Raw genomic sequence first — 22677 nt, 5'->3', positions numbered from 1 at the left:
CAGCCTCGGCCCCAGACCCTGACCTGGAGTGACTCCTTGGCTGAACTCCGTCCCTTCCGTGGCCTCCGCCCTCCGAAGGAACTGGCACAGAAGCTCGTGGCACCTCCGTATGACGTGGTGAACGCCGAGGAGGCGCGCGCCTACGCGAAGGGCAACCCGGACAGCTTCTTCCGCATCTCCCGCCCGGAGATCGACTTGCCGCCCGGCACGGACGAGCACGCGGACGAGGTGTACGCGAAGGGCTGTGAGAACCTCGTGGAGTTCCAGAAGACGGGGCGGCTCGTGCAGGAGGCGGAGCCGTGCTTCTACCTGTACCGCCAGCGCATGGGCTCGCATGTGCAGACGGGGGTGGTGGCCGCCGCGAGCGTGCGGGAGTACGACGCCCAGCTCATCAAGAAGCACGAGCTGACGCGCGCGGACAAGGAGGACGACCGCACGCGGCACGTGGACGAGCTGGGCGGCAATGACGAACCGGTGTTCCTCACGTACCGGGCCACGGCGGCCGTTGCCGCGCTGGTGGAGGAGGGCACGCGCGGCGCCCCCGAGTACGACTTTACGACCGAGGACGGAATCGGGCACACCTTCTGGGTGGTGCGCGGCGAGCTGAATGAAAAGCTGCAGGAGGCCTTCCGCGCGGTGCCGGCGCTCTACATTGCGGACGGGCACCACCGCTCCGCGGCCGCCTCGCGCGTCCATGCCCTGCGCCAGCAGCGCGGGGAAGGTGGGGGACACGATCGGTTCCTCGCCGTGGTGTTCCCGCACGATCAGATGCAGATCCTCGACTACAACCGCGTGGTGAAGGACCTGCGCGGCCTGTCGCCGGAGCAGCTGCTGCAGAAGCTGGGCGAGCGCTTCGAGGTGAAGCCGGGCACGCAGAAGAAGCCGGACCGGGGGCACCAGTTTGGCATGTACCTGGGCGGCCAGTGGTACCAGCTCACCGCGAAGCCGGGCACGTTCGAGACGACGCCCACGGGCGTGCTGGACGTGACGATTCTCCAGCGCAACGTGCTGGAGCCGCTGCTGGGCATTGGGGATCCGCGCAAGGACTCGCGCATCCACTTCGTGGGCGGCATCCGCGGCATGGAGGAACTCGAGCGCCTGGTGAATGGCGGGGCGTGGAAGGTGGCCTTCTCGATGTTCCCGACCAGCCTGGATCAGCTCATGGCCATCGCGGACGCGGGCGAGATCATGCCGCCCAAGTCCACGTGGTTCGAGCCCAAGCTGCGCAGCGGGTTGGTGCTCCACCTGTTCTGATGCGGCCCAGCTCCCACGCGCAGAGGCTGGGCTTGCTGGCCCTCGCCATGGTGCTGGCCTCGTGCCGGGCGGAGACCGTCCGCCCGCCACGTCCGCCTCCACCCGCGCAGGAGCCCTCACCGGCCCTGCGCTACACGATCACCTACGTGCGTGAGCCGGAGCCGTCCCTCGAGGTGGAGGTGGTGCGCGGCAGCGATGCGCCCCGCGAGTTCCTCTTCACGCAGGAGGGCGGGGTGCGCACCGTGCAGGCCTACAGCCGCACGGGCGAGGCGCGCGTGCTGCAGGTGGAGGACCGGGGCATCTCTGTTCCAGAGGACACGCGCGTGCTGCGCTATCGCTACGCCCTGGAGACACGGCGGCGCGGGCGCTGGTGGAACTTCTCCGGGGGACTGAAGACCGGAGAGGACGCGCTGCTCCTTGCGGGGCGCTCGTGGCTGATCCGCCCGCGGGTGGCGGAGCCGGGCGTCCGCGTGGAGCTCTCGGTGAAGGGGGCGGACGCGCTCCTGCCGTGGCAGCCCGGGCCGGATGGGCAATACCACGTGAGCGCGGAGGACCTGGTGGACTCGGGCTTCCAGGCCTTCGGCGGGCGGCGCTGCCAGGCCCAGCTGCAGGGGGCCGTGCTGGACATCGCCATCCTCGGGACCATGACGCACGTGGAGGATGCGCAGCTCTGCGACTGGCTGCGGCAGCGGGCCGAGGAGGTGCGCTATGTCCGCAGCCGCTTTCCCTTCCCGCGCATCTCCGTGAGCATCTACCCGGTGCCGGGCCGCGAGGACGCCAACGTCTTCGGCATGGTGATGTGGAGCTCGCCGCCGAGCGTTGCCCTCCTGGTGGGCCAGGACGCCCGGCTCGATGCGCTCCACCGGGACTGGACGGCCCTCCACGAGCTGCTGCACCTGACCCATCCGACCTTTGTCCCGCGCGCGGCGTGGATCTCCGAAGGGCTCGCCACCTACTTCACGGAGCTGGTGCAGGCGCGCTCTGGGCGCATGAGCGCCGAGGCCGTTTGGGCAGAAATGATCCGCGGCTTCAGGCGCGGCCGGGCGCAGGCTGCGGGGCAGACCTTGCAGGAGATGATCGACGACAGCGCGCCGCCGGGGATCTACTGGGTGGGCGCGTTCTTCTCCCTGCGCCTCGACGTAGCGATTCGCCGGGCCACGCACAACGCGCGCGGCCTACAGGACGTGTTGGAGTTGCTGGCAACGCAAGGATCCACTTCCACTGTAGATGCCTACGGCGCGGCGGTGGACGCGGTGGCTGGCAAGCCGATCTTCCGCGCGCTGCTGGAGGAGGATCTCCATCGGCCTGCTTTTGCAGGGCTCGAAGGTTTGCTAGAAGACCTCGGCGTGACGCCCACTCCGGGAGGCGTCACGATTCAACCGGCCCGGGACAGCGTGTTGCGTGAAGCTCTGGATGGACAAAAGGCTTCCAGGATCCAGTAGTGGACGGAGATTCGAGTTCCGGCCTGTAACCAGGATCCCCGCTCGCGCGTACCTCATGCATCCACCTTGCAGCCGCATCCGTAGAGAGGCCGATATGTTCGTACGCTTCGCCGCGCTGTGCCTTGCCACCCTGCTGCCCCTGGCCGCTGTCGCTCAGCCGAAGGCTCCTGCCGCTCCCGCCAAGCAGACCTTCGTCTTCAATGATCCGAACAACCGCGACACCATCACCTTCGTGCTGGATGCACCACTGGAAGTGATCAACGGCCTGTCCAACCAGGTGAAGGGCTCCATCACCGTGGAGGGCAACAAGGCCTCCGGCAAGCTCGCCGTCCCGGTCAGCTCCATCAAGACGGGCAATGAGACGCGCGATGGCCACCTGCAGAACGAGAAGTGGCTGGACGCGGCGAAGTACCCGGACATCGTCGTCGAGTTCAAGGATCTGGTGCTGCCGGGTCCGCTGGAGCCGGGCAAGTCCGTGAAGCTGAAGACGCAGGGCAAGTTCTCCATCCACGGCGTGACGCGCGAGGAGCCGGTGGAAGTCACCGCCTTCTACCTGAAGGAGTCCGAGGACACGGGCAAGCGCGCCCCGGGCGATCTGCTCCGCGTGCGCGCCAAGTTCCAGATTCCCCTTGAGGCTTACAAGATCAACCGAACGGGCGCACTCATCCTCAAGGTGGCCGAGATGGCCGATGTGTCGGTGGACGCTTGGGGCTCCACCCAGTTCAAGCTGTAGCAGTCCCCCCCGCAGTACCGAATGCAGTCCCGAAAGGAAGAATCATCCATGAACGTCAAGGCTCTGGCTGCCATCGTTGGTACCCTCTCTCTCGGCGCGCTGGCCACCGGCTGTGCGTCCAACAAGGCCGCTGAGGGGTCCACCGAGGGCGCCGCCACCACCGAGTCCTCTGCCAAGGGCACCGAGGCCTCCTGCAAGGGTGGCACTGAGGCCAAGGGCACCGAGGCTTCTTGTAAGGGTGCCACCGAGGCCAAGGGCACCAACGCCAGCTGCGGCGAGGGCACCTGCGCCAACAAGAAGTAAGCAGCTTTCGCAGTGAGCTCGGGCGGTGGGGAGGACTCTTCCCGCCGCCCGTGTTGTTTCTCCCCGAGGAGCTGCACAGTGTCCGAGAGCTACGCGCAGAGGCATGGGTTGAGACCACTGGGGGCTGGCATCGGGCTCCGGCGCAGCTTCTACGAGACGCTGCCTCGCACCGAGCGCACGGTCGACTGGCTGGAGATCATCCCCGAGAACTTCCTGTCTCTGGGCGGCCGTTCGCGGCACACGCTGGAGGCCTGCAAGGAGCGCTGGACGCTGCTCTCGCACGGCGTGGGGCTCAACATCGGCGGCCCGGATCCGCTGGATGAGGACTATGTCACCCGGCTGTCCGCGCTCGTGAAGGAGCTGGACATGCCCTTCTTCTCGGATCACCTCTGCTACACGCGCCTGGGTGGGGTGTACCTGCATGACTTGCTCCCGCTGCCCTTCAACGAGGAGGCGGTCGAGTACGTGGTGCCTCGCGTCCGCGAGGTGATGGCGCGGGTGGGCCGGCCCTTCCTGCTGGAGAACCCGAGCTACTACGCGCGCATGCCGGGCGGGACGCTGGAGGAGGCCACCTTCCTGCGGCACGTGGTGGAGCAGGCCGACTGTGGGCTCCTGCTCGACGTGAACAACGTCTACGTCAACGCGCAGAACCACGGGTATGACCCGCGCGCCTTCGTGGACGCGCTGCCGCTGGATCGCGTGGTGCAGCTCCACATGGCCGGGCATACGCGCTACCCGGACGTCATCATCGACACCCATGTCGGCCCCGTGCCCGGCGACGTGTGGTCGCTCTACCGCTACGTGGTGGAGCGCACCGGGCCGGTGTCCACGCTGATCGAGTGGGATCAGGACATCCCCTCCCTGGAGGCGGTGCTGGACGAGGCGGATCAGGCGCGCGCCGTGCTGAAGGAGGTGGCGCGATGAGGCCCGGGCTGCGGCACTTCTTCAACTCGATGACGGAGTACTTCGCGGACCCTGCGGGGCTGGAGCGGCTGCGCGCGGCGCACCCGGGCTGGGAGGCGCCGGACTCGCGCGTGGCGCTGTATGGGGAGTTCGTGCAGGCGCACGTGCGCGAGGTGGTGGAGAAGCTCTACCCACTGGTGAAGGCGGTGGTGGGGGCGGAGCGCTGGGAGGTGCTGGTGAAGGGCTACTTCCCCACGCGCCCCGCGCGGCACTTCGAGATGAACCAGGCGGGAGAGTCCTTCCCGGCCTATGTGGCGGATGTGACGGCGGACCAGGGGCTGCCGGAGTTCCTCCCCGCGCTCGCGCGCTTCGAGTGGGCCGACTGGGCGGTGTATGCCTCCGAGGAGCGGGTACCGGAGCGCGTGGAGCGGCTCACGGTCAACCCCACGCTGGCGGTGCTCCAGCACCCGTACCGGCTCTGCGCCTACGTTCGGAGCAAGGCGGCGGCCCCGGCGCCGGCGGCGGGCGACGAGATGGCGCTCCTGTGGCGGCACCCGCGCCAGCTCAACACGTGGTTCATGGCGGCCCATGATCGCGCGCTCCTGGTGCTGAAGATGGCGGTGGAGGGGTTCGCGGTGGCGGACGTGGCAGCGGCCACGGGCGCGGCGGAGCAGGACGTGCGGCGGGCCGTGGACGAGTGCGTTGCGGACGGACTGATCCTCACGCCGTGAGGCGGAGGCGCCTGGGCTCCTCCGCTACTCGGAGATGCACACGCGCCCGTCGCTGGTGTTCTCGCAGGAGAACTCCTCCGGGCACACCCGGCCGGTGTCGCATGGGATGGTGCAGCGGCCTCCCACGCAGAGCCCGTTGACGAGCCCCTGGTTCCGGCACAGCACCGGGTTGTCGCACGAGGTACCCAGCTTGACGTATGCCGGGCAGCCATTGAACTGGGCCTCGTCGGGCAGGCATCGGCCCGCTTGGCAGGTGAAGCCATCCTCGCACTGATTGGCGTTCGCGCAGGACGTCACGCAGGCCTTGGAGCCATCGGCGAACTCCTGGCAACTCGCCTTGGAGCCGCACTGCCAGTCCCCCTCGCAGGAGGTGCAGACGGGGGCCTCGCCCTCGCAGCGCATGCCGCGGCAGGAGAGCCCGGAGACGCAGTGCGAGTCGTCCAGGCACTCCACGCACCGGCCGTTCTGCGCGCAGACGAAGCCTTGCGAGCAGCCCGTCTGCTCGCACTTCTTGCTCGGGGCGGGGAGGTTTACCTTCACCTCTTGGGTCTCTCCGGAGCCCAAGCATGTCTCGGACGCCACATCGGGGAAGCCAGGGGCGGAGATGCTCAGCGTGTAGCAGCCATCCGGAAGTGGCCCCACGCTCAGGCGCCCATGCTCGTCCGGCTGCAGCGGCAGCATGGGGGTGCCCACCAGCGTCACCTGCGCTTGCTCCACGGGCTCGTGCGAGGGAGCCTTCAGCCGCAACGCGAGGAAGCTGGCCTCCTTGGGGGTCAGCGAGCCTACGGTGACGGACTGCCCGCCCTGGACGATCAGCGACACGCGCAGGGCCTTGCTCGCCGAGGCGATGATGAACAGCTCGGCCTGCCCCGCGGGGACCTGCTCGAGCTTGAAGCTCCCATCCGCCGCCAGGGTGCTGCGCAGCTCGGGGGCTCCCATGACGGCGACCAGGGCCACGGATGCATCGCTCTCCGTGAGGCGGCCTTGCACCGTGCCGAGGCGGAACGGGGCGTTCTCCAGCTCTCCGCACCCGAGCGCGCCGAGCGCCAGCCCGACCACCATCGCGATGTGCAGTGTCTGGCGCATCAGAACCGGTACCCCATGCCTGCCCAGCCGCCGGTGAACCCCACCGCCTGTCCTTGTCCGTCCACCACCACGTACGTGAGCATGACCTGGGCCTGAGAGGTCAGCTCCAGCCTGTCACCCAGCCGCCACACCATGCCACCCACTACGCCCGGGCTCACGGTGAAGTAGTTCTGCCCACCGGTGAATGCCTCCACTTGGAAGGACCGCCGGAGGTAGAGAGCGGCCACACGCGGTCCTGCATAAAGTGACAGCCGGTCCCACCGCCACAAATACGGCATGCCCACGCCCACGGAGAGGCGGGTGTAGCCAAAGGGCACCTCGGAGCCGGGCGCGAGTTTCAGGCGGTGCTGGCCTCGGATGCCGCCTACATCCAGGAGCAGCGCGAAGTCCTGCAGCGGCTTGTCCTCCAGCCGCAGCACCGCGGCCACCTCGGGCGAGGCGGGCAGCAGCTCGGCGCGGCTCTTGCCGTCCACGAAGGAGAACACTCCGCCCACCAGCGCGAGCGAGCGTCGCGGGAAGGTGTCCGACAGCAGCTCCTCCAAAGGCAGGCGCTCGCCGGCGGTCATGTCGATCTCCCGCCGCACCAGCACCGCGTCGCCCTTGGTCAGCTCCACGGTGCGCTTGCCAGGGACCACCGCCGTGCCGCCGGGCAGCTCCGTGCGCGGCTCTCCGTCCACCTTGAGGGTGAAGCCGTCCAGCCGCGGGTTGTAGGAGAACAGCTCCGGGCGCCCCGTGCGGTTGATGCTGCCGGAGAGCACCACCGGATCCGCGCCCACCTCGAGGATCTCCGCCGACGGGCGCTGGCGCCCCTGGGTGAAAGCGAAGGTGCGGCGGCGCGCGTAGTCATGCGCCTCGGTGGCGGTGACGGCGCCGTCCATGTTCCGGTCCGCCTTGCCGTTGAGCCCTTCAATGAGGAAGTACGTGTAGATGTCGTTGCGCAGCCCCTCGTCCTCGCGGGCCGTCTCGCCCCAGTCGCAGGCGGCGAACACCATGGAAGCCCGGCTCGACTCCTCCAGGGGGCGCGCGTAGAAGCCGGACTTGATGCCCGTCAGCTCCGCCTCCAGCTCCTTGGGCAGCAGCGACTTGCCGCTGCCGCTGTGGCAGGTGGCCAGCACCAGCAGCCGCCGCCGGCTGGGGAGCTTGTCGAACTCCGCCTTCAGCACGTCCATGGAGAGGGCCGTCTGCGAGATGGAGCGGTACGAAGCATCCTGGGTGACGAGGTAGCGCCTCAGCTCGCCCTGTCCGTCCCTCGCCAGCGTGCCGTGCGCGGAGAAGTAGACGACCACCACGTCATCCGGCCGGGTGGCCTCCCGCTGCAGCTCGTGCAGCGCGGAGAGGATGGCCGCGCGCGTCGTCTGCTCGGGGCGCGTGAGCATGCGCACCTGATCGAAATGCCCGCGCGCCGGATCCTTCAGCGCGGCGGCCAGATCCGTGGCGTCCTTCTCGGAGTAGCGCAGGTTGCGCCACTGGGGATCCTGGAACTCGGAGATGCCCACCAACAGGGCGATGCGCCGGGGCGCATAGGCGGTGGAGAGGGCCGCCTCATCGAGTCGGAGCGGCACCAGGCCGCCCTTCTCCTGGGCCGAGGGGCTCGCGCAGGCCACGAGGGCCCCGAGCAACATGAGGAGCAGGCGCTTCACGGGTCAGCGGGGATTCTGACCGGTCTGAACGAAGACGTCGAACCGTGCGGTGGACAGCGGGTTCTCCCCGTGGCCCTTGCTGCCCGCAAGCACCCCTTGGACTTCATTGGGCGACAGCGGCTCACCCGCGGCAGTGGCCACCAGCCACAGGGTGACAGGGCCCTCTTCGCCCGAGAGGCTCACCCCTGCCAGCCCCTGCGGGCCCTCGAGATCATGCGTCCCCGCCTCCAGCTGGAAGCTGCCGAGCAGCTCGGGTTCCCTGTCTCCCGTCTGCTGGAAGAGCAGGGCGCTGCCCGCCTCGGTGGCGTGGTAGCGCAGCAGGAGCACATCCTCCGAGGGCACCGCCGCCCCCTGATCCAGCCGCCGTAACTGTCCGTCCGAGCCCCGGGCCACCGCTGCCAGCTCCAGCGCAATGCGGCTGGAGCCCTTCACCCCATTCCAGGGTTGCGCCTGCTCCGGCGCCTTCACCAGCTTGGGTACCAGCACCACCGCCAGCAGACAGGCTGCCAGCGCCGCGGCCGCGCCGACCCAGCGCCCGGCGTGGGCAGAAGTGCGCAGGCGTCGCTTGAGGCGCATCCAGCCCACTTCGTCGTGGGCGGCGGCCTTGCGAGGAGCGAGGGCGAGCAGGAGGGCGTCGACCTGGCCATCGAGGCCATCGGTGGTGGACTGGGCAAGGAACTCCTCGCAGGTGTCACAGGGGGAGGCCAGGTGCTCCCGGAAGTAGGCCACCGCCTCGGGGTCCTTGGCGGCGAGCGCGCTGAGCGCCTGCGCATCGAGGTGCTTCATGACATCACTCCCACCGTCCGGCGAGCACGCGCTGGAGCAGCTTCCGCTTGATGCGCGCCCTGAACCGTTCCAGGCGCATGGTCACCGCGCTCTTGCCGACGCCGAGCTTCTCGGCGATCTCCCGCGCGGACAGCTCTCCCTCCAAGTAGAAGAGCTGGACGGTCTTCTTTTCCTCGCCCTCGGGCAGCTCGGCGATGAGCTGACGCACCTCGGCAATGTCCCGCTCCACCTGGAGGGCCTCGGGGAGGGGAGGGACGGCCTCGGGCTGGGGATCCGGGGTCTCCTCTTCCATTCGCCGCAGGTGGCTCTTGCGCTCCAGGCGGGTGCGGGCCCGGTTGCGGGCAATGGCCAGGAGCCACGCCTCGAACGCCGTGGCGTCCTTGAGCCGGGGGAGCGCCTTGAACGCTCGGACGTAGGTCTCCTGAATCACGTCTTCCACCTCATCTGCGTCCAGCGTGGCGAACCCGGCGGTCAGCCGGGCCACCTGGGGCCTTGTGCGCCGGTACAGCTCACCGAAGGCGGACGCATCCCCACCGGCGGCCCGCCGAACCCACTGTGCCAGTTCCTCCGAGGAACCCACCTGACCTCCAGACCTCCGCAATGCCCTGCCGGCCACACGCTCTGTGCCGCACACTGTGTGCGCTTCTGACTGGCCCTGGGAGGCCGGTCGGAGAGAATGGCGGTGCGGTTCCCTTCCTAAAAGGACACAGCCATGCGCGTCATCAACTTCAATGCCGGTCCTGCCGGTCTACCCCAGCCGGCCTTGGAGCGAGCCCGGGAAGAGCTGCTCGACTTCCAGGGGACCGGAATGTCCATCATGGAGCACAGCCATCGGGGCAAGGAGTACGAGGCCGTCCACAACGAGGCCATTTCCCTGCTGACCGAGCTGTTGGGCATCCCCTCGACGCACCAGGTGTTGTTCCTGCAAGGGGGCGCCTCGCAGCAGTTCGCTCAGGTGCCGATGAACTTCCTGACGCCGGAGACGAGCGCGGACTACCTGATGACGGGGGTCTGGAGCGAGAAGGCGCGGGACGAGGCGAAGTACTACGGCCAGTCGCGCATCGCCGCGACGACGATCAACGCGGACAAACGGTACACGCGCGTCCCGAAGCAGGAGGAGATGCAGCTGGATCCGGCCGCGGCCTACGTCCACATGACGAGCAACAACACCATCTACGGGACGCAGTGGCACACGTTCCCGGAGGTGGGGAGCGTGCCGCTGATCGCGGACATGAGCTCGGATCTGCTGTGGAAGCCGATCGACGTGAGCAAGTTCGCGATGATCTACGCGGGGGCGCAGAAGAACGTGGGGCCCTCGGGAATCGTGCTGGTGATCATCGACAAGGGCTTCATGGCGAAGGGGAGCACGAACATCCCGAAGATCTTCCGCTACAGCACGTACGCGGAGAACAACTCGCTGTACAACACGCCGCCGACGTTCTCGATCTACCTGTGCCGCAACGTGCTGGCGTGGATCAAGAGCGTGGGCGGGCTGCCGCAGCTGGAGCGCTGGAACCGGGAGAAGGGCGAGCTGCTGTACGGGATGATCGATCGCCACGCGGACTTCTTCCGGGCGCCGGTGGAGAAGGGGTCGCGCTCGTACATGAACGGGGTGTTTCGGCTGCCGACCGAGGCGCTGGATGAGACGTTCGTGGCCGAGGCGAAGAAGGCGGGGATGGTGGGGCTCAAGGGGTACCGCAGCGTGGGAGGCATCCGCGTGTCCATGTACAACGCGGTGACAGTGGACAACGTGAAGACACTGGTGGCCTTCATGGAGCAGTTCGTGAAGAAACACGGCTAGGCTGGCGTCGTAGCTCCACACTGACGGGAGGAAGTCCATGAAAGCGACGCTGTCCGCCCTGGTATTGTCCCTGACCCTCGCACTGCCGGCCCTGGCCAAGGAGAAGGAAGTGGCGGGGGTGAAGTTCCCCGACACGGTCTCCGTGGAGGGCAAGGAGCTGAAGCTGAACGGAGCGGGGCTGCGCACCAAGGCCATCTTCAAGGTGTACGCGGCGGCGCTCTACGTGGAGACGGTGAGCCAGGACGCGGCGCAGGTGATCAGCTCGGATCAGACCAAGCGCGTGCGCATGGTGATGTTGCGCGATCTGGAGAAGGCGAAGATCACGGACGCCATCGCGGACGGCATCGAGAAGAACAGCAAGGCGGCGCTGCCGGCGCTGAAGGACCGGCTGGAGAAGCTCAAGGGCGCGGTGCCGGATCTGAAGAAGGGCGACGACTTGACGATCACCTATGTGCCGGGCAAGGGCACGCAGGTGCAGAGCAAGGCGGGAGAGGCGCTCACGCTGGAGGGCAAGGACTTCGCGGACGCGCTCTTCGGGGTGTGGCTCGGCGCCAAGCCCGTGGACGATGACCTGAAGGACGGGATGCTCGGCAAGGAAGACTGACTTGCCGAGTGGCCCCGCTTGGAGTGTTCGGGCGGGGCGCCGTTGTTGCTGTAGCCGAGGGGCTTGCTCCACCCGAGCCCCGGAAGAGGCCTGATGCCCCAGCCCCGAATGTCGCGTGCAGCCTATACGCTGTTCTTCGCCGTCATGGCGGCGCTGGGGCTTGGAGCGGCCGGTTGCAAGAGCAAGACAGAGGAGCCGGCCTCCGAAGACAGTCTTCCTGAGCAACTCATGGTGGAGGAGGGACTTCCTGACGCCACCGAGCAGCTCCGCGAGACTGGCGTCCTCGAACGCGACATGGACCCGTACGCCGGAGAGATGGACGACCGGAACCGCTACGTCGCCACCGTGATGATCGCGAAGGGGAACCCGCTGGACTCGGTGGAGTGCAGCGGTGTGCTCGTGAGCCCTCACTTGGTGCTGACCGCCGGGAGCTGTGTTTGCTCGCCGCATTCAGTTGAGACACCAGGCACCATCGAGAAGACGCTCATCGACAGTTCTGCCTGTGCGAAACGTGTCGGCGTGGCAACAGCGATCTACGGGGAGGTTTTGGACAAGCAATACAAGGAGACGGCAACGCAGGTGAAGTTTCAGCTCTACCAAGGGGAGGTTCGTCCCCATCCGGACCTGGAACTTCGCCTCGATGCGCGGGGAGCCGTTGTTTCGAGCAAGGCGGATCTCGCGGCCATCGTGCTGGACACGCCTGTCGCGGCCGGGCACTCAGGCGTTCCGTTGGCGGATGCGGAAGTCCAGAGCAACGAGGCCCTGGTCATGGCGGGGCATGTCCGGAACACCCCCCAGGCAATCGGTGGTTTCATGCGCGTCCGCTACTCCCGGCGTGTCCAGGTCCAGAGCGTCTCCCTGGAGGGAAGGATCCTGTACGAACAGCAGGGGGCGTTGCTCTACAACGGTTATATGGGAGGGCCCTGCTTTCGGGAGAAGGGGACTGCACGTGCGCTCGTGGGGATTGCGAGCGTGGACTCGGATGAGCAACCGTCCTTCACAAGCACGTACGTGTTTCGCGGCTGGCTGGCTGCGGAGATGCGCCGTGCGGCGGGGAGAAGCGGGACTCCATCCGGCAACTCCAAGAAGAAGGAGTAAGCGCAGATGTCGCGACGGTATGCGAGACGGGAAGCCACGCTGGGCTTGATGCTCTTCCTCTCGCTCGCGGGTGGGTGCGTCTCGGGAGAAGCCGCAACGGGTATGGCTGCAGACGGTCCTCTTGGGCTGGGTCTGGTTTCTCCCTCTCGTGATGAGTTCGGGCTCTCCGGTGGGATAGAGGATGCCGAGAATCGCTTCCGGTCTGCGGTCCAGATCGAGATCGGATCAGGCCTGTGCAGCGGTGTGCTCATCGCGCGGCGCCTCGTCCTCACCGCAGCACACTGCTTTTGTTGGCCGAGTGGCCCCAGCGTTCGGAGCATGGACAAGACAGCCTGCAAGAAGAACGTAGTGGTAGAGAGCGTCTTGTACCGGTCGCGGGAGGGGGTGGAACCTTGGGTTGACAGGACCGGAGGGACAGTGGTCGTCCACGAAGGGTTCAGGTCCGAGTTGGACGTGGCGGGTGGCAGGCTCTTCGTCAAGAGCAAGGTTGCGGATCTGGCGGTCATCTACCTGGAGAAGGAACTCGCCAACACGTCTTGGGACAACAAGCTGCGGGAGGCGGAGGTTCTCCTGAACGATGAAGTCACCGTCGTTGGCTATGGGGCCGTGGCGGACGAACCCGCGCTGAAAGGCATTCGCCGTTTCGGAAGCAACGTGGTGGCGGAGCTCCGCCTGTCGAACGATCGCAAGGGCCGGGAGATCCGGTTCCGGTTCCCGGGCGCGCACACTCATCGAGGCGACAGCGGAGGGCCTTGCTTCCTGGAGGAGAAGGGCACGCGGTATCTCGTGGGCATCAACGGCGGGTACGTCAGTCAAGGTGCCACGGAGTCTTGGTTCACCAGCACCTCCAGCTACCGCGACTGGATTGCGAAGCAGATCGAGGAGGCCAAGAAGCGGGAAACGTCTTGACGTCCAGGCAATAGACGATGGCGTTCTTGTACCAGAGGTCGTCGATCCTCCGGCGACCCTACAGTTGGGCCCGCCGAGGGCAAGAGGCGCGCTGGGAGAGTGTGGACGGTTGTGCAGCCGCCCCGATGGACTCGAGCGGTTGGCTACGGCGTCACGGGGATCGTCTGCACGAAGGGCACCTTCAGGTCCGTGGGCCGCATGAGCTCGGGGCGGCCACCGGGGGTGCCACCGTTCTTGAAGGTGTTGAGCTGACCGGCGATCGTCCACTGGCCCGGGCGATTGCCGGAGGGCTGGGTGTAGTGGATGAAGGGCGTGGCGCCGGTCGGGACGCCGTGCTTGCCCGTGGGATGCGAGTACTCGCTGGGCGTGAAGCTCCCCACGGGGAGCATGTGCTTATTGTCCGGTTTGGAGAGGAAGTCCTTCAGCTCGTTCGCGCCATTCTTCGAGTAGTCCGCGTGGTGGAGGAAGGACAGCGTGTTGTTCTTTGGATCGTGCAGGGCGTGGACGGCGCAGCCGTTGAGGGCCCCCGTCACCACCATCTGCGGCTGATCCGGACGCGGGTGGAGCGGCACGCCCTGGATGCCCGCGAACTTGCCCTCGCCCGTCGACAGGTAGTGCATGTAGTGCGACGGGATGCCCTGATTTCCGGCTCCGGTGACGGACAGGTTCGTGTTGCCCTGGTGCTGATGGGCGTTCAGCGTCACCACGGAGTCGTTGGCGTGAACGAAGGGCTTGTTGGCGTTGGGGAGCGCCACACCCTGCGGCGCGCCTCCCGGGAACATGTTGTAGGAGTTCAGGGTGTTCTGGCCCGCGTGGCCCAGCGGGTTGGAGCCGAACGACGAGGTGACGTTCTTGCCCGGCTGCTGCGGGGGCTTGGCACCCGCAGCGTCAAACCCGTCCTTGAACTGCTTCGGCTGGGAGGAAGAGGAAGGCTTCGGGCTCGTGGGCGACGGCGCCCGCGGCATGTCCGTCTTGATTCCGGGGAGGGAGGACGGTGCCTTGAATCCGCCGAGCTTGAGGCCTTTCATGGGGTGACTCCTGTCATCGAAGAGGTGGAGCGCGAGACCGTGCGCAACGACTTGAGCCCTTCTCAATGCGGCTGGCGTGCCAGCGCGGAAGGAAGCAGGGCCCGCCGCGGAGTCCTTGTGATCTCAAGAGGTTGGAAAGCCCGGCCTGGAACCGAAGCGCGGCGAGCCGCAGCCCCTCTGGTGACTGGCGTCTCGGCGTGGTGACTCCAGTCATCTGAGGAGAAGCCGCCGTGCAGGCCCTCCTTCCTCCCTCGTCGAACGGGCGCGCATTCGCGATGGCCGAGCTTGCGGCCCCGTCAGCCCCATCCCAGCGTTGAGAGAGCCGGCGGCACGTTGTCAGGCATTCCGCCGTTCCACCAGGAGGACATGATGGCGAGCGTACAGGGACAGGGACGAAAGGGCGCAGGCTGGAAGAGCACGGATGGAGACCAGGCGTCCCCCATTCTGAGGCAACGCGGCAAGGTCCTCCAGCGAGCTGGGACACTCCGCAAGCTCCCCCTCGGCCTGAGCGAGGAGGCCAAGGCAGACAGCGTGGCCCGGCTCAACCAGGTGCTCGTGGACACCATTGTCCTGAGGGACATGTACAAGAAGCACCACTGGCAGACGTCGGGCGCGACCTTCTATCAACTGCACCTGCTCTTCGATAAGCACTACGAGGAGCAGGCGGAGCTGGTGGATGCGCTGGCCGAGCGCATCCAGCTCCTCGGCGGTGTCAGCCTGGGAATGCCGCACGATGTCGCGGAGCTGAGCAAGATCGAGCGCCCGCCGCGGGACGTGGAGGAGCCGGCGGTGCAGCTCTCCCGGCTGCTCGAGGCCCATGAGTACATCCTCCGCCAGTCCCGCGAGGCGGCGCGCCGTGCCTCGGAGCTGGGGGATGAAGGGACGAACGACCTCCTGGTGAGCGAGGTGGTGAGAGTGAACGAGATGCAGGTCTGGTTCGTCTCCGAGCACCTCGTCGATGTGCCACTGGTGACGGCGGACCAGGAGACAGCCGCCACGAGCGTGGCCTCGGCGGACGTCGAGCCCAAGCGCGGCGAGGCTCCGACCTCGGTGTGAGCCGTCCGCGCAGAGACCTCTCTCCCAAGAATGGCGGAGCGCCATGCCCAGCTTCCTCGGCCTCCTCGTGCTCATCGCGCTGGTGACCGGGCTGGCGCTCGCTGCGGAGCGTTGCCGCCGCTTCTCTCTCGAGCCGCAGGGATGGCCTCGTGGCACGAGTTCCGTGCGTCCATGCGGCCCATCTTAATACTCGGGTCTTCACGCTCCGCGGCGTCAGCCTATGCTCACGCCCATGCCTTCCGACGAGAGCAAGCCACGCAAGGTGCGAGGGCGCCCTCCGCGCCTCTCCCGCGCCCTGGTCGTGGCGACCGCGGTAGAGCTCGTCCGAGAGGATGGGCTCCGAACGCTCTCGATGCGGTCCCTGGCCGAGCGGCTTGGGGTGACCCCCATGGCCGTGTACAAGCACGTCGCGAACCGGGACGAGCTCGCGCTGTGGGTCGTCGAGGAGATTTTCGCGACGCTCTTGCTGCCCGAGGATCGCCTGGAGCCGCTGGCGTGGCTCCGGGAGCTTGCCAGGCGGGTGCGCGCGCTCGGACTGGCGAACCGAGGTGTCATGGACTTCCTCTTGGAGGAAGGTCCCATCGTCGGCGCCACGCTCGTCATCCTCGACCGGACAGTCCGCAAGCTGCATGACGCCGGTGTTCCGTGGGAGGAAGCTGGAGCGCTGCACAACACCTTCTTCTCCTGGCTCGCCGGGGCAGTGCGTCGACAAGAGCAGTGGGACTCTCGGAGTGAGGAGGCCCCCCCTCTCTTTCAGCGGTTCTTCGCTGCGGCCGCGACGCTGCCTCCTGGAGAATACCCTGGCATCGCCCACACCCTGCCCCATATGCAAGCCACGAGCATCGAGGCCGAGTTCGAGGCCAGCTTGAGCTTCATGCTCGAGGGAATCCAGAGGCGCATCGATGCGCGGCTCGCCGGGGTGAGGAGAGGCCGGCTGACACGCAAGGCGTGAGCCTGCCCGCCGTTACGCGTCGTCCGTGGTGGCACCGCCGCCCGTGTCCCAGTGCTTGTCGAGCTCCGCCCGATCGCTGAGGAGCATCGACAGGCCTCCCACGCGCTCGAGCACGGCGTTGCGCGTCTCGACCACCTTGCGCCTGACGGCAGGCAGGTCCACGTCGAGCAGCACCCCCCGGTGCTTCACCAGCCTGCCGCGAACCATCACGGACTCGACGTTGCCCGCATGGGCCTGCATCACGACCGCATCTCGCGGACGATTGAGCGGCGTCATGTTCAGCGCGTCCGCGGCGAGAACAATGAGATCGGCATCCTTGCCCGGACGGAGCGAGCCGGTGACGCGCCCCAGCCCAATCGCCTCCGCGGCGTCGCGCGTCACCATCTGGAGCAGCCGCTCTGCCTTGAGGTCGAGGGCCCGGGGCATCCCTCCACGTGCGTTTGCCAGGCCCCGCTCGACCTGCAGGGCAAGCCGCATGGCGGTGAACAAGTCTCCGCCGTTGCTCGAGACGACGTCACAGCCGAGCGTTGTACGAACGCGGCTTCGCAGCGCACGCCCAGTGACGGGGAAGCCCATGCCCATCTGCAGCTCGGTCTCTGGGGTCACCGCGATCGCCCCACCACTGTCGGCGATGCGCTTCAGATCCTCCTCGGAGCTCCACGTGCAGTGGACGAAGAGGACATCCGGCCCGAGCAACCCCTCGGTGGCCATCTGCTGGATCTCGCTCGGTCCTGACACGGGCCAGGCCGAGCAATGCGCGGTGATGGGCACGTTGAGCTCGCGCGCCGAGCGGATCTCGGCCCGGCTCGACTCCCACGGGATCTGCATCTCGGTGAGGGCAATCCCCATCCGGACCAGGCGGTCGTCCGATGCAAGGCGTGTGGTCCGCAAGCGCCGGGCGTCCTGGAGCCGGCTCTCGTGGGTGGGAAAGGCAGGGCTCGCGCGCGCGCCCTCCGCATAGCCGTAAGAGAAGAGCGCTCGAATCCGGGCGTGCTCGAGGGCCTCCAGCGCGCTGTCGGCGTGCTCGGGTGACTCGATGCAGTGGGAGTAGTCGACGAGGGTGGTGATGCCTGCGTCCAGCGCCTCCAGCGCGCCGGCGAGGTTCGCGGCGTAGATGTCGCTGGGGCGGAAGGCCGGCGCGAGCTTCACTCGCACGGCTGCCAGGTAGTCCATGACGGTCCAGTCCCCACCCAACGCGCGCAGCGGCGTCTGCCACGTGTGCCGATGCGTGTCGATGAAGCCGGGCATGAGGATCTTTCCGTCGAGCTCAAGAACCCGGCAATCGTCCGCGCGGAGCCCAGGACCCATCGCAGCGATGACTCCGTTCTCGATCAGGACGTCTGCGCGCGGCATGTCGGCGCTGTCGGGATCGCAGGTGATCACCTCAGCGCCACGGAGCAGCCATCGTTCGCTCATGCGGTTCTCCTCTGGAGGCAAGCCAGCATGGAGCAGGACTTAGTATACGGGGTATACTAAGTCCATCATCGAAGGGCGTGCACTCTCAGAACAGGCTGAGCTGGGCAGAGGGCCGCGCCGGCCTCCGGAAAGAGGAGGGCGCGGTCTCTGGCACAGGGGCAGCTTTTGGGGGCTGTGTGGCTGTGCGCCGGAGCGACCCATGAGGTAGGGTGACACCCGGGTGGACAGAGAGGTCCACCCGGTGTTCACCCTGAGGTGCGGTGTGGAACGGGGACAGGCACGAGGGCCCGCGGAACTCACTGCTGGCATGCAGGTAGGCCCTTGGCGTGTGCTGCGGGGCAAGGGTCTGGGAGTCTACGGCTTCGTCTACCTCGTGGAGCGGGTGGGGCAGGAGAGCGCGGGGCCCTTCGCCCTGAAGGTGGCGCGCTACCCGAGGGATCCTCGATTCGAGCGCGAGGGAGAGCTGCTCTCGCGCGTGCGCCATCCCCACGTGCCCCGGCTGCATGACCGCGGCGAGTGGACGTCGCCGAACGGGGAGTCCTTTCCGTATGTGGTGATGGATGCGATCGACGGCGTGACGCTGTACGCGTGGGCGGCTCATCAGCCGCGATCGCTGCGTGAGCGGCTGCGGGCGCTGGAGCAGGTGGCTCGGGCGTATCCGTCCGGCCCAGGACGTGCTGGGAGACCTTGTGGAGTTGAGCGAGGTGGGTCACCCCTGGACCCATGACCAAGCAAGCCGAGCAGCCTCTCTCCGTCTTAAGCCGCTCGGCCCATCTTCTCGGCAATCACCTCGCGCATGCTTGTTGGCGCACGCCCGAGCAACTTCTGCAGCGTGGGATCGACGGCCGCGAACTCGCCATTGCGGCTCGCGCGGTAAAGGCCGAGCGAGATGGCGACCGCGTGCGCGGGCATTCCGAACGCCGTGAGCTTCGCGCGCATCTCGTCCTCTGACACGGTGCTTCGACGGAGCGGCCGTCCGAGGACACTCGACGCGATGTCGCACAGCTCTCCGAAGTCGAGCGCCTGCGCTGCCGTGAGCGGCGGCGTCGGCCCGTTGTTCTGCCCCTCGTTCGCCAGAATCACCGCGGCCGCCTCCGCAAGGTCTGCGTGCGTGGTCCAGGAGACCTTTCCGTCCGCGGGCGCCTCGAAGACTCCCGTCTGAAGGCCCCGCCCCAGCAGGAACATCGCACTCGCAGCGTAGAAACCGTTGCGAAGCGCGGTCCACGCCAGACCGGACTCGCCCAGCATCTGCTCCGTCGCCGCATGGTCAATCATCGGAGGAAATGCCGACGAACGGCTCGCGGCCATGTGGCTCGTGTAGACAATGCGCCGCGCGCCCGCAGACCGTGCGGCGTCGATGGCGGAGCGATGTTGGGCGAGGGGATCGCCGCCATGCGCAGCCGCATTCGACGAGACGATCAGGACCTGGGACGCGCCCTCGAAGGCGTGCGCGAGACTCTTCGGATCCGTGAAGTCGCCTCTGCGCACTCGGACGCCGCGTGCCGCCAACTCCTGGGCCTTCTGAACGTCTCGGACACTGATGGCGACCCGCTCCACCGGGACGCGGGTGACGAGTTTCTCCACGATGAGACGGCCGAGCTGCCCTGTTGCTCCGGTCACGACGATCATTGAACGCCCCTTGGCTAACGGTGGAAACGCCGCTGCGTTATCAATGATAATGCGGCCCTGTTAACGCCGCTATCAATTTGCTGGTAGCACCGTTTCGGTGGCCGCGTGCTACCGTCAGATCCATGGAGGACCGCGAGAAGTCCGCCGCTCAAGACGCCGAGGGCCCCGATGTGCGCGCGCGCATCATTGCGGCCGCCGCTGAGCTCATCTCCTCCGGAGGTCCCGATGCCGCGACCACGCGGGCCGTGGCCGCCGCCGCCGGTGTGCAGGCGCCGACCATCTACCGGCTCTTCGGCGACAAACGAGGCCTCCTTACAGTCGTTATCGAGCACGTGCTGAATAGCTACGTGTCGGAGAAGTCCGCGCGTACGCCGCATCCCGACCCGCTTCAGGACTTTCGCGATGGCTGGGACACGCACGTCGCGTTTGGCCTGAGCCATCCAGGGCTGTTCGCGATCATGAGCAGCGATCCGCATCCGGCTTGGCAGTCTCCTGCCGTCAGCGACGGGAAGGATGTTCTGCGGCGGCGCATCCGGAACATCGCGCTCGCGGGCCGGCTGCGGGTCAGTGAAGAGCGGGCTCTCGGCCTTGTGTCGGCGATGGGGACCGGGGCCGTGCTCACGCTCCTGCGCCAGCCCGAAGGGCAGCGCGACCTTGGACTCGCCGATGCTGCACGCGAGGCGGTCGTGGCCGCGATCACGAGCGAGGCGGTGACACCGGAGAACGCGGATGTCCGCGCAAAGGCTGCAGCGCTGCGTGCCTCCATCGACCAGATCACGGTTCTCACGAAGGGCGAGAGTTTGCTGTTGAGCGAACTGCTCGATCGCATCGCAGACGCCGGGTGACGGAGAGGCAGGCCGGTCAAACGGAGGACCTGTCCACGCCGGCCGTGGAAGCACTCAAGGCCCACCTCCCGGCTGTCTCTCAGAACAGGCTGAGCTGGGCAGAGGGCCGCGTCGGCCGCCGGAAAGGGGAGGGCGCGGCTTCCGTCATCATGGACATCCTCATCCCCACCTTGCGCGCTGCCGCGTCGAACAGCCGCTCGATGGTCTGCGCGTAGATCCCCTCGCCGCGCATGCGGTGCTTGAAGCGCGGATCGGACAGCTCTCCGCCTCGCGTCTCCCGGATGCGGTGCAGCACGCGCTCGGCGCGCAGGGGCAGCTTTTCGCGCAGGCGCTCCTCGAACACTTCTTTCACCGGGCCGGGCAGCCGCAGCAGGGTGTAGTGGGCCCTCTGGGCTCCCGCCTCCCGCGCCGCTCCGAGCACCTTGGCGATGTCCTCGTCATTGAGGCCCGGGATGATGGGCGCCACTGACACCGCCACGTTGATCCCCGCCGCCGCCAGCTTCTCGATGGTTTGCATCCGCCGCTTCGGCGTGGCCACGTACGGCTCCATCGCCCGCGCCAGCTCCGGGTTGTGGAACGGCACGCTCACGCTCACCCATAACTGGGACTCGCGGGCCAGCGTCTGGAGCACGTCGATATCTCTCTCGATGAGCACGCCCTTGGTGATGATGCCCACGGGGTTGCGGTACTCAGCGCACACCTCCAGGCACCGGCGCGTGAGCCGCAGCGACGCCTCCAGTGGCTGGTAGCAGTCCGTCACCCCGCTGAAGACGATGGGCTCGCCCTGCCACTTGGGGCGCTCGAAGGCCTCGCGGAGCAGTTCCGGGGCGTGGGGCTTCACGACGATGCGCGTCTCGAAGTCCGTGCCCGCACCCAGGCTCAGGTATTCGTGGGTGGGGCGCGCATAGCAGTACGCGCAGGCGTGCATGCAGCCCCGGTACGGGTTGATGCTCCAGGTGAAGCACACGTCCGGGCTGTTGTTGCGCGCCAGCACCTCGCGGCTGTGATCCTCCAGCACCTCCAGCCGAGAGGGGGGGATCTCGTCGAGGTACTCCACTTCGGTGCTCGCCCAGGGGTTGGGCGGATTGGAGACGGGACGCGGCTTCACCTCCCCAAGGTGAGCCTGAAATTTCGTTCAGTCAAGCCGCACGGTGGGCTTCCTGTTCTCCTTCTTCTGGCGGTACCTTTCGGCCCCAGTGGAAGCGCGGGCCTGAACCGAGTCTGGAGAGCCCATGGCAAACTGGCTTGTCGGGATGGTGCTCGCATGTGGATTGGTGGCCTGCGGAGGCCTGGGGATGGAGGGTCCTGGCAGTCCGGTGGATTCGACCGGGGACGGGTGGCCCGTCTCCTCGCTGGAAGCCGAGGGGATGAACCCCGCGAGGCTCGCGGAGTTGGAGCGGAAGCTCGAGGCCGGAGACTACCGCGCGCCGGACTCGCTGCTCATCGTGCGCAACGGCAAGCTCGTGTACGAGCGCTACTGGAACGGCTTCCGCCGCGACACGCCGCATGATCTGCGCTCGGCCACCAAGAGCGTCACCTCGATGCTGACGGGCATCGCCCTGGAGCAGAAGCTGCTGCCGGGCTTGGATGCGCCCATCCTGCCCCTGCTGAGCCGGTACGCGCCCTTCCAGAACGCGGATGCGCGCAAGGAGCGGCTGACGCCGCGCCACCTGCTGGAGATGCGCACCGGGCTGGCGTGCAACGACTGGCAGGAGGACTCTCCCGGCAAGGAAGAGCGGATGTACGACTCGCGGGACTGGGTGAAGTTCATCCTCGACTTGCCGATGGTGGAGGAGCCAGGCCAGTCGAGTGCGTACTGCACCGGCGGCGTGGTGGTGCTGGGCGCGCTGGTGGAGGACGCCGCGGGCACGACGTTCCCCGAGTTCTCGCGCCGCCACCTCTTCGAGCCGCTGGGGGTGACCGACTTCGCGTGGCAGGCGGCGGATGGCGGGCGCACCGACACGGGCGGACACCTCCACCTGCGCCCTCGGGACTTCGCTCGGCTGGGACAGGTGATGTTGGACGGAGGCCGGTGGCAAGGCCTGCAGGTTCTTCCCGAGGACTGGGTGCGGGAGTCGACGGTAGGGCGCCATCCGCTCGGGGACTCGAAGTATGGCCACCTGTGGTGGGTCAACACGTTCGGCATCGGTGACACGCCCGTAGAAGCCTGGTTCGCTCGGGGCAACGGAGGCCAGTACCTCTTCGTCTTCCCCTCGCTGAACCTGGTGGCCGTCTTCACCGGCAGCTTCTATGGCCAGCCGGAGTCCGACCTCGCCCTCGAGCTGTGCGGCCGCTTCGTCCTCGCCTCCGCGCTGCGCAAGTAGCCCTGGAAACACGAAGGCCGGCAGCTCCGAGTTTCCTCAGGAACTACCGGCCTTTACGAGTGAGCGGCGGACGGGATTCGAACCCGCGACCCCGAGCTTGGGAAGCTCGTGCTCTACCAACTGAGCTACCACCGCGT

The 22677-nt window shown here is 67.4% G+C and carries 23 protein-coding genes and 1 tRNA gene; 15 read left to right on the top strand and 9 right to left on the bottom strand.

The window, feature by feature from the left end:
• Nucleotides 1–36 precede the first annotated feature (36 nt).
• From DB31_RS22275 to DB31_RS22250, 6 genes are all read left to right on the top strand, one after another.
• Nucleotides 37–1254, top strand: a complete 1218-nt coding sequence (locus DB31_RS22275) for a DUF1015 domain-containing protein (RefSeq protein ID WP_044191494.1) — start codon at nucleotides 37–39, stop codon at nucleotides 1252–1254.
• A complete protein-coding gene (locus DB31_RS22270) occupies nucleotides 1254–2696 on the top strand; it encodes a M61 metallopeptidase family protein (RefSeq protein WP_044191186.1) in 1443 nt (480 codons plus the stop codon). The genes DB31_RS22275 and DB31_RS22270 overlap by 1 nt, the downstream gene beginning before the upstream one ends.
• A gap of 94 nt (nucleotides 2697–2790) precedes the next feature.
• Nucleotides 2791–3429 carry a YceI family protein gene (locus tag DB31_RS22265; protein WP_044191185.1) on the top strand — a complete coding sequence of 213 codons (639 nt, stop codon included), beginning with the start codon at nucleotides 2791–2793 and terminating at the stop codon, nucleotides 3427–3429.
• Between the two features lie 48 nt (nucleotides 3430–3477).
• Complete coding sequence (locus DB31_RS22260; RefSeq protein WP_083968581.1) at nucleotides 3478–3732, top strand: hypothetical protein; 255 nt, start codon at nucleotides 3478–3480, stop codon at nucleotides 3730–3732.
• Nucleotides 3733–3810: 78 nt separating this feature from the next.
• On the top strand, nucleotides 3811–4656 hold the full coding sequence (gene bufB, locus DB31_RS22255) for an MNIO family bufferin maturase (protein WP_044191181.1): 846 nt from the start codon (nucleotides 3811–3813) through the stop codon (nucleotides 4654–4656).
• Nucleotides 4653–5366, top strand: a complete 714-nt coding sequence (locus DB31_RS22250) for an HvfC/BufC N-terminal domain-containing protein (protein WP_044191179.1) — start codon at nucleotides 4653–4655, stop codon at nucleotides 5364–5366. The genes bufB and DB31_RS22250 overlap by 4 nt, the downstream gene beginning before the upstream one ends.
• Nucleotides 5367–5390: 24 nt before the next feature.
• Here the strand turns inward: DB31_RS22250 and DB31_RS22245 are convergent, their stop codons facing one another.
• The 4 genes from DB31_RS22245 to DB31_RS22230 are packed head-to-tail and all read right to left on the bottom strand — an operon-like array spanning nucleotide 5391 to nucleotide 9458.
• Entirely contained in the window at nucleotides 5391–6452 is a 1062-nt protein-coding gene (locus DB31_RS22245) for a carboxypeptidase-like regulatory domain-containing protein (RefSeq protein WP_044191177.1), read from the bottom strand.
• Nucleotides 6452–8092, bottom strand: coding sequence for a caspase family protein (locus DB31_RS22240; RefSeq protein WP_044191175.1), 1641 nt, complete (start codon nucleotides 8090–8092; stop codon nucleotides 6452–6454). Before DB31_RS22240 ends, DB31_RS22245 begins: the two co-directional genes overlap by 1 nt.
• A gap of 3 nt (nucleotides 8093–8095) precedes the next feature.
• Nucleotides 8096–8878 carry a hypothetical protein gene (locus DB31_RS22235; protein ID WP_044191173.1) on the bottom strand — a complete coding sequence of 261 codons (783 nt, stop codon included), beginning with the start codon at nucleotides 8876–8878 and terminating at the stop codon, nucleotides 8096–8098.
• Between the two features lie 4 nt (nucleotides 8879–8882).
• Nucleotides 8883–9458, bottom strand: a complete 576-nt coding sequence (locus DB31_RS22230) for an RNA polymerase sigma factor (protein ID WP_083968579.1) — start codon at nucleotides 9456–9458, stop codon at nucleotides 8883–8885.
• A gap of 132 nt (nucleotides 9459–9590) precedes the next feature.
• Here DB31_RS22230 and serC point away from each other — a divergent pair, with 132 nt between their 5' ends.
• The 4 genes from serC to DB31_RS46725 all read left to right on the top strand — a co-directional run bounded on the left by serC (nucleotide 9591) and on the right by DB31_RS46725 (nucleotide 13290).
• Entirely contained in the window at nucleotides 9591–10679 is a 1089-nt protein-coding gene (serC, locus tag DB31_RS22225) for a 3-phosphoserine/phosphohydroxythreonine transaminase (RefSeq protein WP_044191169.1), read from the top strand.
• Nucleotides 10680–10716: 37 nt separating this feature from the next.
• Nucleotides 10717–11283 (top strand): chalcone isomerase family protein, encoded by a 567-nt coding sequence (locus tag DB31_RS22220; RefSeq protein ID WP_044191167.1) that lies wholly within the window; start codon nucleotides 10717–10719, stop codon nucleotides 11281–11283.
• 63 nt (nucleotides 11284–11346) lie between these two features.
• Nucleotides 11347–12381: a trypsin-like serine peptidase gene (locus DB31_RS22215; RefSeq protein ID WP_157232106.1), complete on the top strand. Its 1035-nt coding sequence runs from the start codon at nucleotides 11347–11349 to the stop codon at nucleotides 12379–12381.
• A 6-nt stretch (nucleotides 12382–12387) separates the two neighbouring features.
• Nucleotides 12388–13290, top strand: coding sequence for a trypsin-like serine protease (locus tag DB31_RS46725; RefSeq protein ID WP_083968577.1), 903 nt, complete (start codon nucleotides 12388–12390; stop codon nucleotides 13288–13290).
• Nucleotides 13291–13433: 143 nt separating this feature from the next.
• On the opposite strand, the gene DB31_RS22205 is transcribed toward DB31_RS46725, so the two are convergent.
• Complete coding sequence (locus tag DB31_RS22205) at nucleotides 13434–14318, bottom strand: hypothetical protein (RefSeq protein ID WP_044191162.1); 885 nt, start codon at nucleotides 14316–14318, stop codon at nucleotides 13434–13436.
• Nucleotides 14319–14684: 366 nt separating this feature from the next.
• Between DB31_RS22205 and DB31_RS22200 the strand changes: the two genes are divergently transcribed.
• A complete protein-coding gene (locus DB31_RS22200; protein ID WP_240486816.1) occupies nucleotides 14685–15374 on the top strand; it encodes a Dps family protein in 690 nt (229 codons plus the stop codon).
• A 232-nt stretch (nucleotides 15375–15606) separates the two neighbouring features.
• Nucleotides 15607–16326 (top strand): TetR/AcrR family transcriptional regulator, encoded by a 720-nt coding sequence (locus DB31_RS45030; protein WP_169787086.1) that lies wholly within the window; start codon nucleotides 15607–15609, stop codon nucleotides 16324–16326.
• A gap of 12 nt (nucleotides 16327–16338) precedes the next feature.
• On the opposite strand, the gene DB31_RS22190 is transcribed toward DB31_RS45030, so the two are convergent.
• On the bottom strand, nucleotides 16339–17742 hold the full coding sequence (locus DB31_RS22190; RefSeq protein WP_044191158.1) for an amidohydrolase family protein: 1404 nt from the start codon (nucleotides 17740–17742) through the stop codon (nucleotides 16339–16341).
• Nucleotides 17743–18049: 307 nt separating this feature from the next.
• Between DB31_RS22190 and DB31_RS22185 the strand changes: the two genes are divergently transcribed.
• Nucleotides 18050–18469 carry a phosphotransferase gene (locus tag DB31_RS22185; protein WP_044191156.1) on the top strand — a complete coding sequence of 140 codons (420 nt, stop codon included), beginning with the start codon at nucleotides 18050–18052 and terminating at the stop codon, nucleotides 18467–18469.
• Nucleotides 18470–18498: 29 nt separating this feature from the next.
• Here the strand turns inward: DB31_RS22185 and DB31_RS22180 are convergent, their stop codons facing one another.
• Nucleotides 18499–19371 carry an SDR family oxidoreductase gene (locus DB31_RS22180; protein WP_044191154.1) on the bottom strand — a complete coding sequence of 291 codons (873 nt, stop codon included), beginning with the start codon at nucleotides 19369–19371 and terminating at the stop codon, nucleotides 18499–18501.
• A 122-nt stretch (nucleotides 19372–19493) separates the two neighbouring features.
• Between DB31_RS22180 and DB31_RS22175 the strand changes: the two genes are divergently transcribed.
• Nucleotides 19494–20216, top strand: a complete 723-nt coding sequence (locus DB31_RS22175) for a TetR family transcriptional regulator (RefSeq protein ID WP_044191153.1) — start codon at nucleotides 19494–19496, stop codon at nucleotides 20214–20216.
• A gap of 79 nt (nucleotides 20217–20295) precedes the next feature.
• Here the strand turns inward: DB31_RS22175 and DB31_RS22170 are convergent, their stop codons facing one another.
• On the bottom strand, nucleotides 20296–21324 hold the full coding sequence (locus tag DB31_RS22170) for a PA0069 family radical SAM protein (RefSeq protein WP_044191152.1): 1029 nt from the start codon (nucleotides 21322–21324) through the stop codon (nucleotides 20296–20298).
• A 124-nt stretch (nucleotides 21325–21448) separates the two neighbouring features.
• On the opposite strand from DB31_RS22170, the gene DB31_RS22165 reads away from it, so the two are divergent.
• On the top strand, nucleotides 21449–22540 hold the full coding sequence (locus DB31_RS22165) for a serine hydrolase domain-containing protein (RefSeq protein ID WP_240486815.1): 1092 nt from the start codon (nucleotides 21449–21451) through the stop codon (nucleotides 22538–22540).
• A 62-nt stretch (nucleotides 22541–22602) separates the two neighbouring features.
• Here DB31_RS22165 and DB31_RS22160 read toward each other — a convergent pair.
• Nucleotides 22603–22675 (bottom strand) — tRNA-Gly (locus tag DB31_RS22160).
• Nucleotides 22676–22677: the final 2 nt, after the last annotated feature.

The sequence above is a fragment of the Hyalangium minutum genome (assembly GCF_000737315.1).
Classification (GTDB): Bacteria; Myxococcota; Myxococcia; order Myxococcales; family Myxococcaceae; genus Hyalangium; species Hyalangium minutum.
Note: the sequence above shows the minus strand (reverse complement) of the source record. Positions and strands in the feature narration are given on the sequence as shown.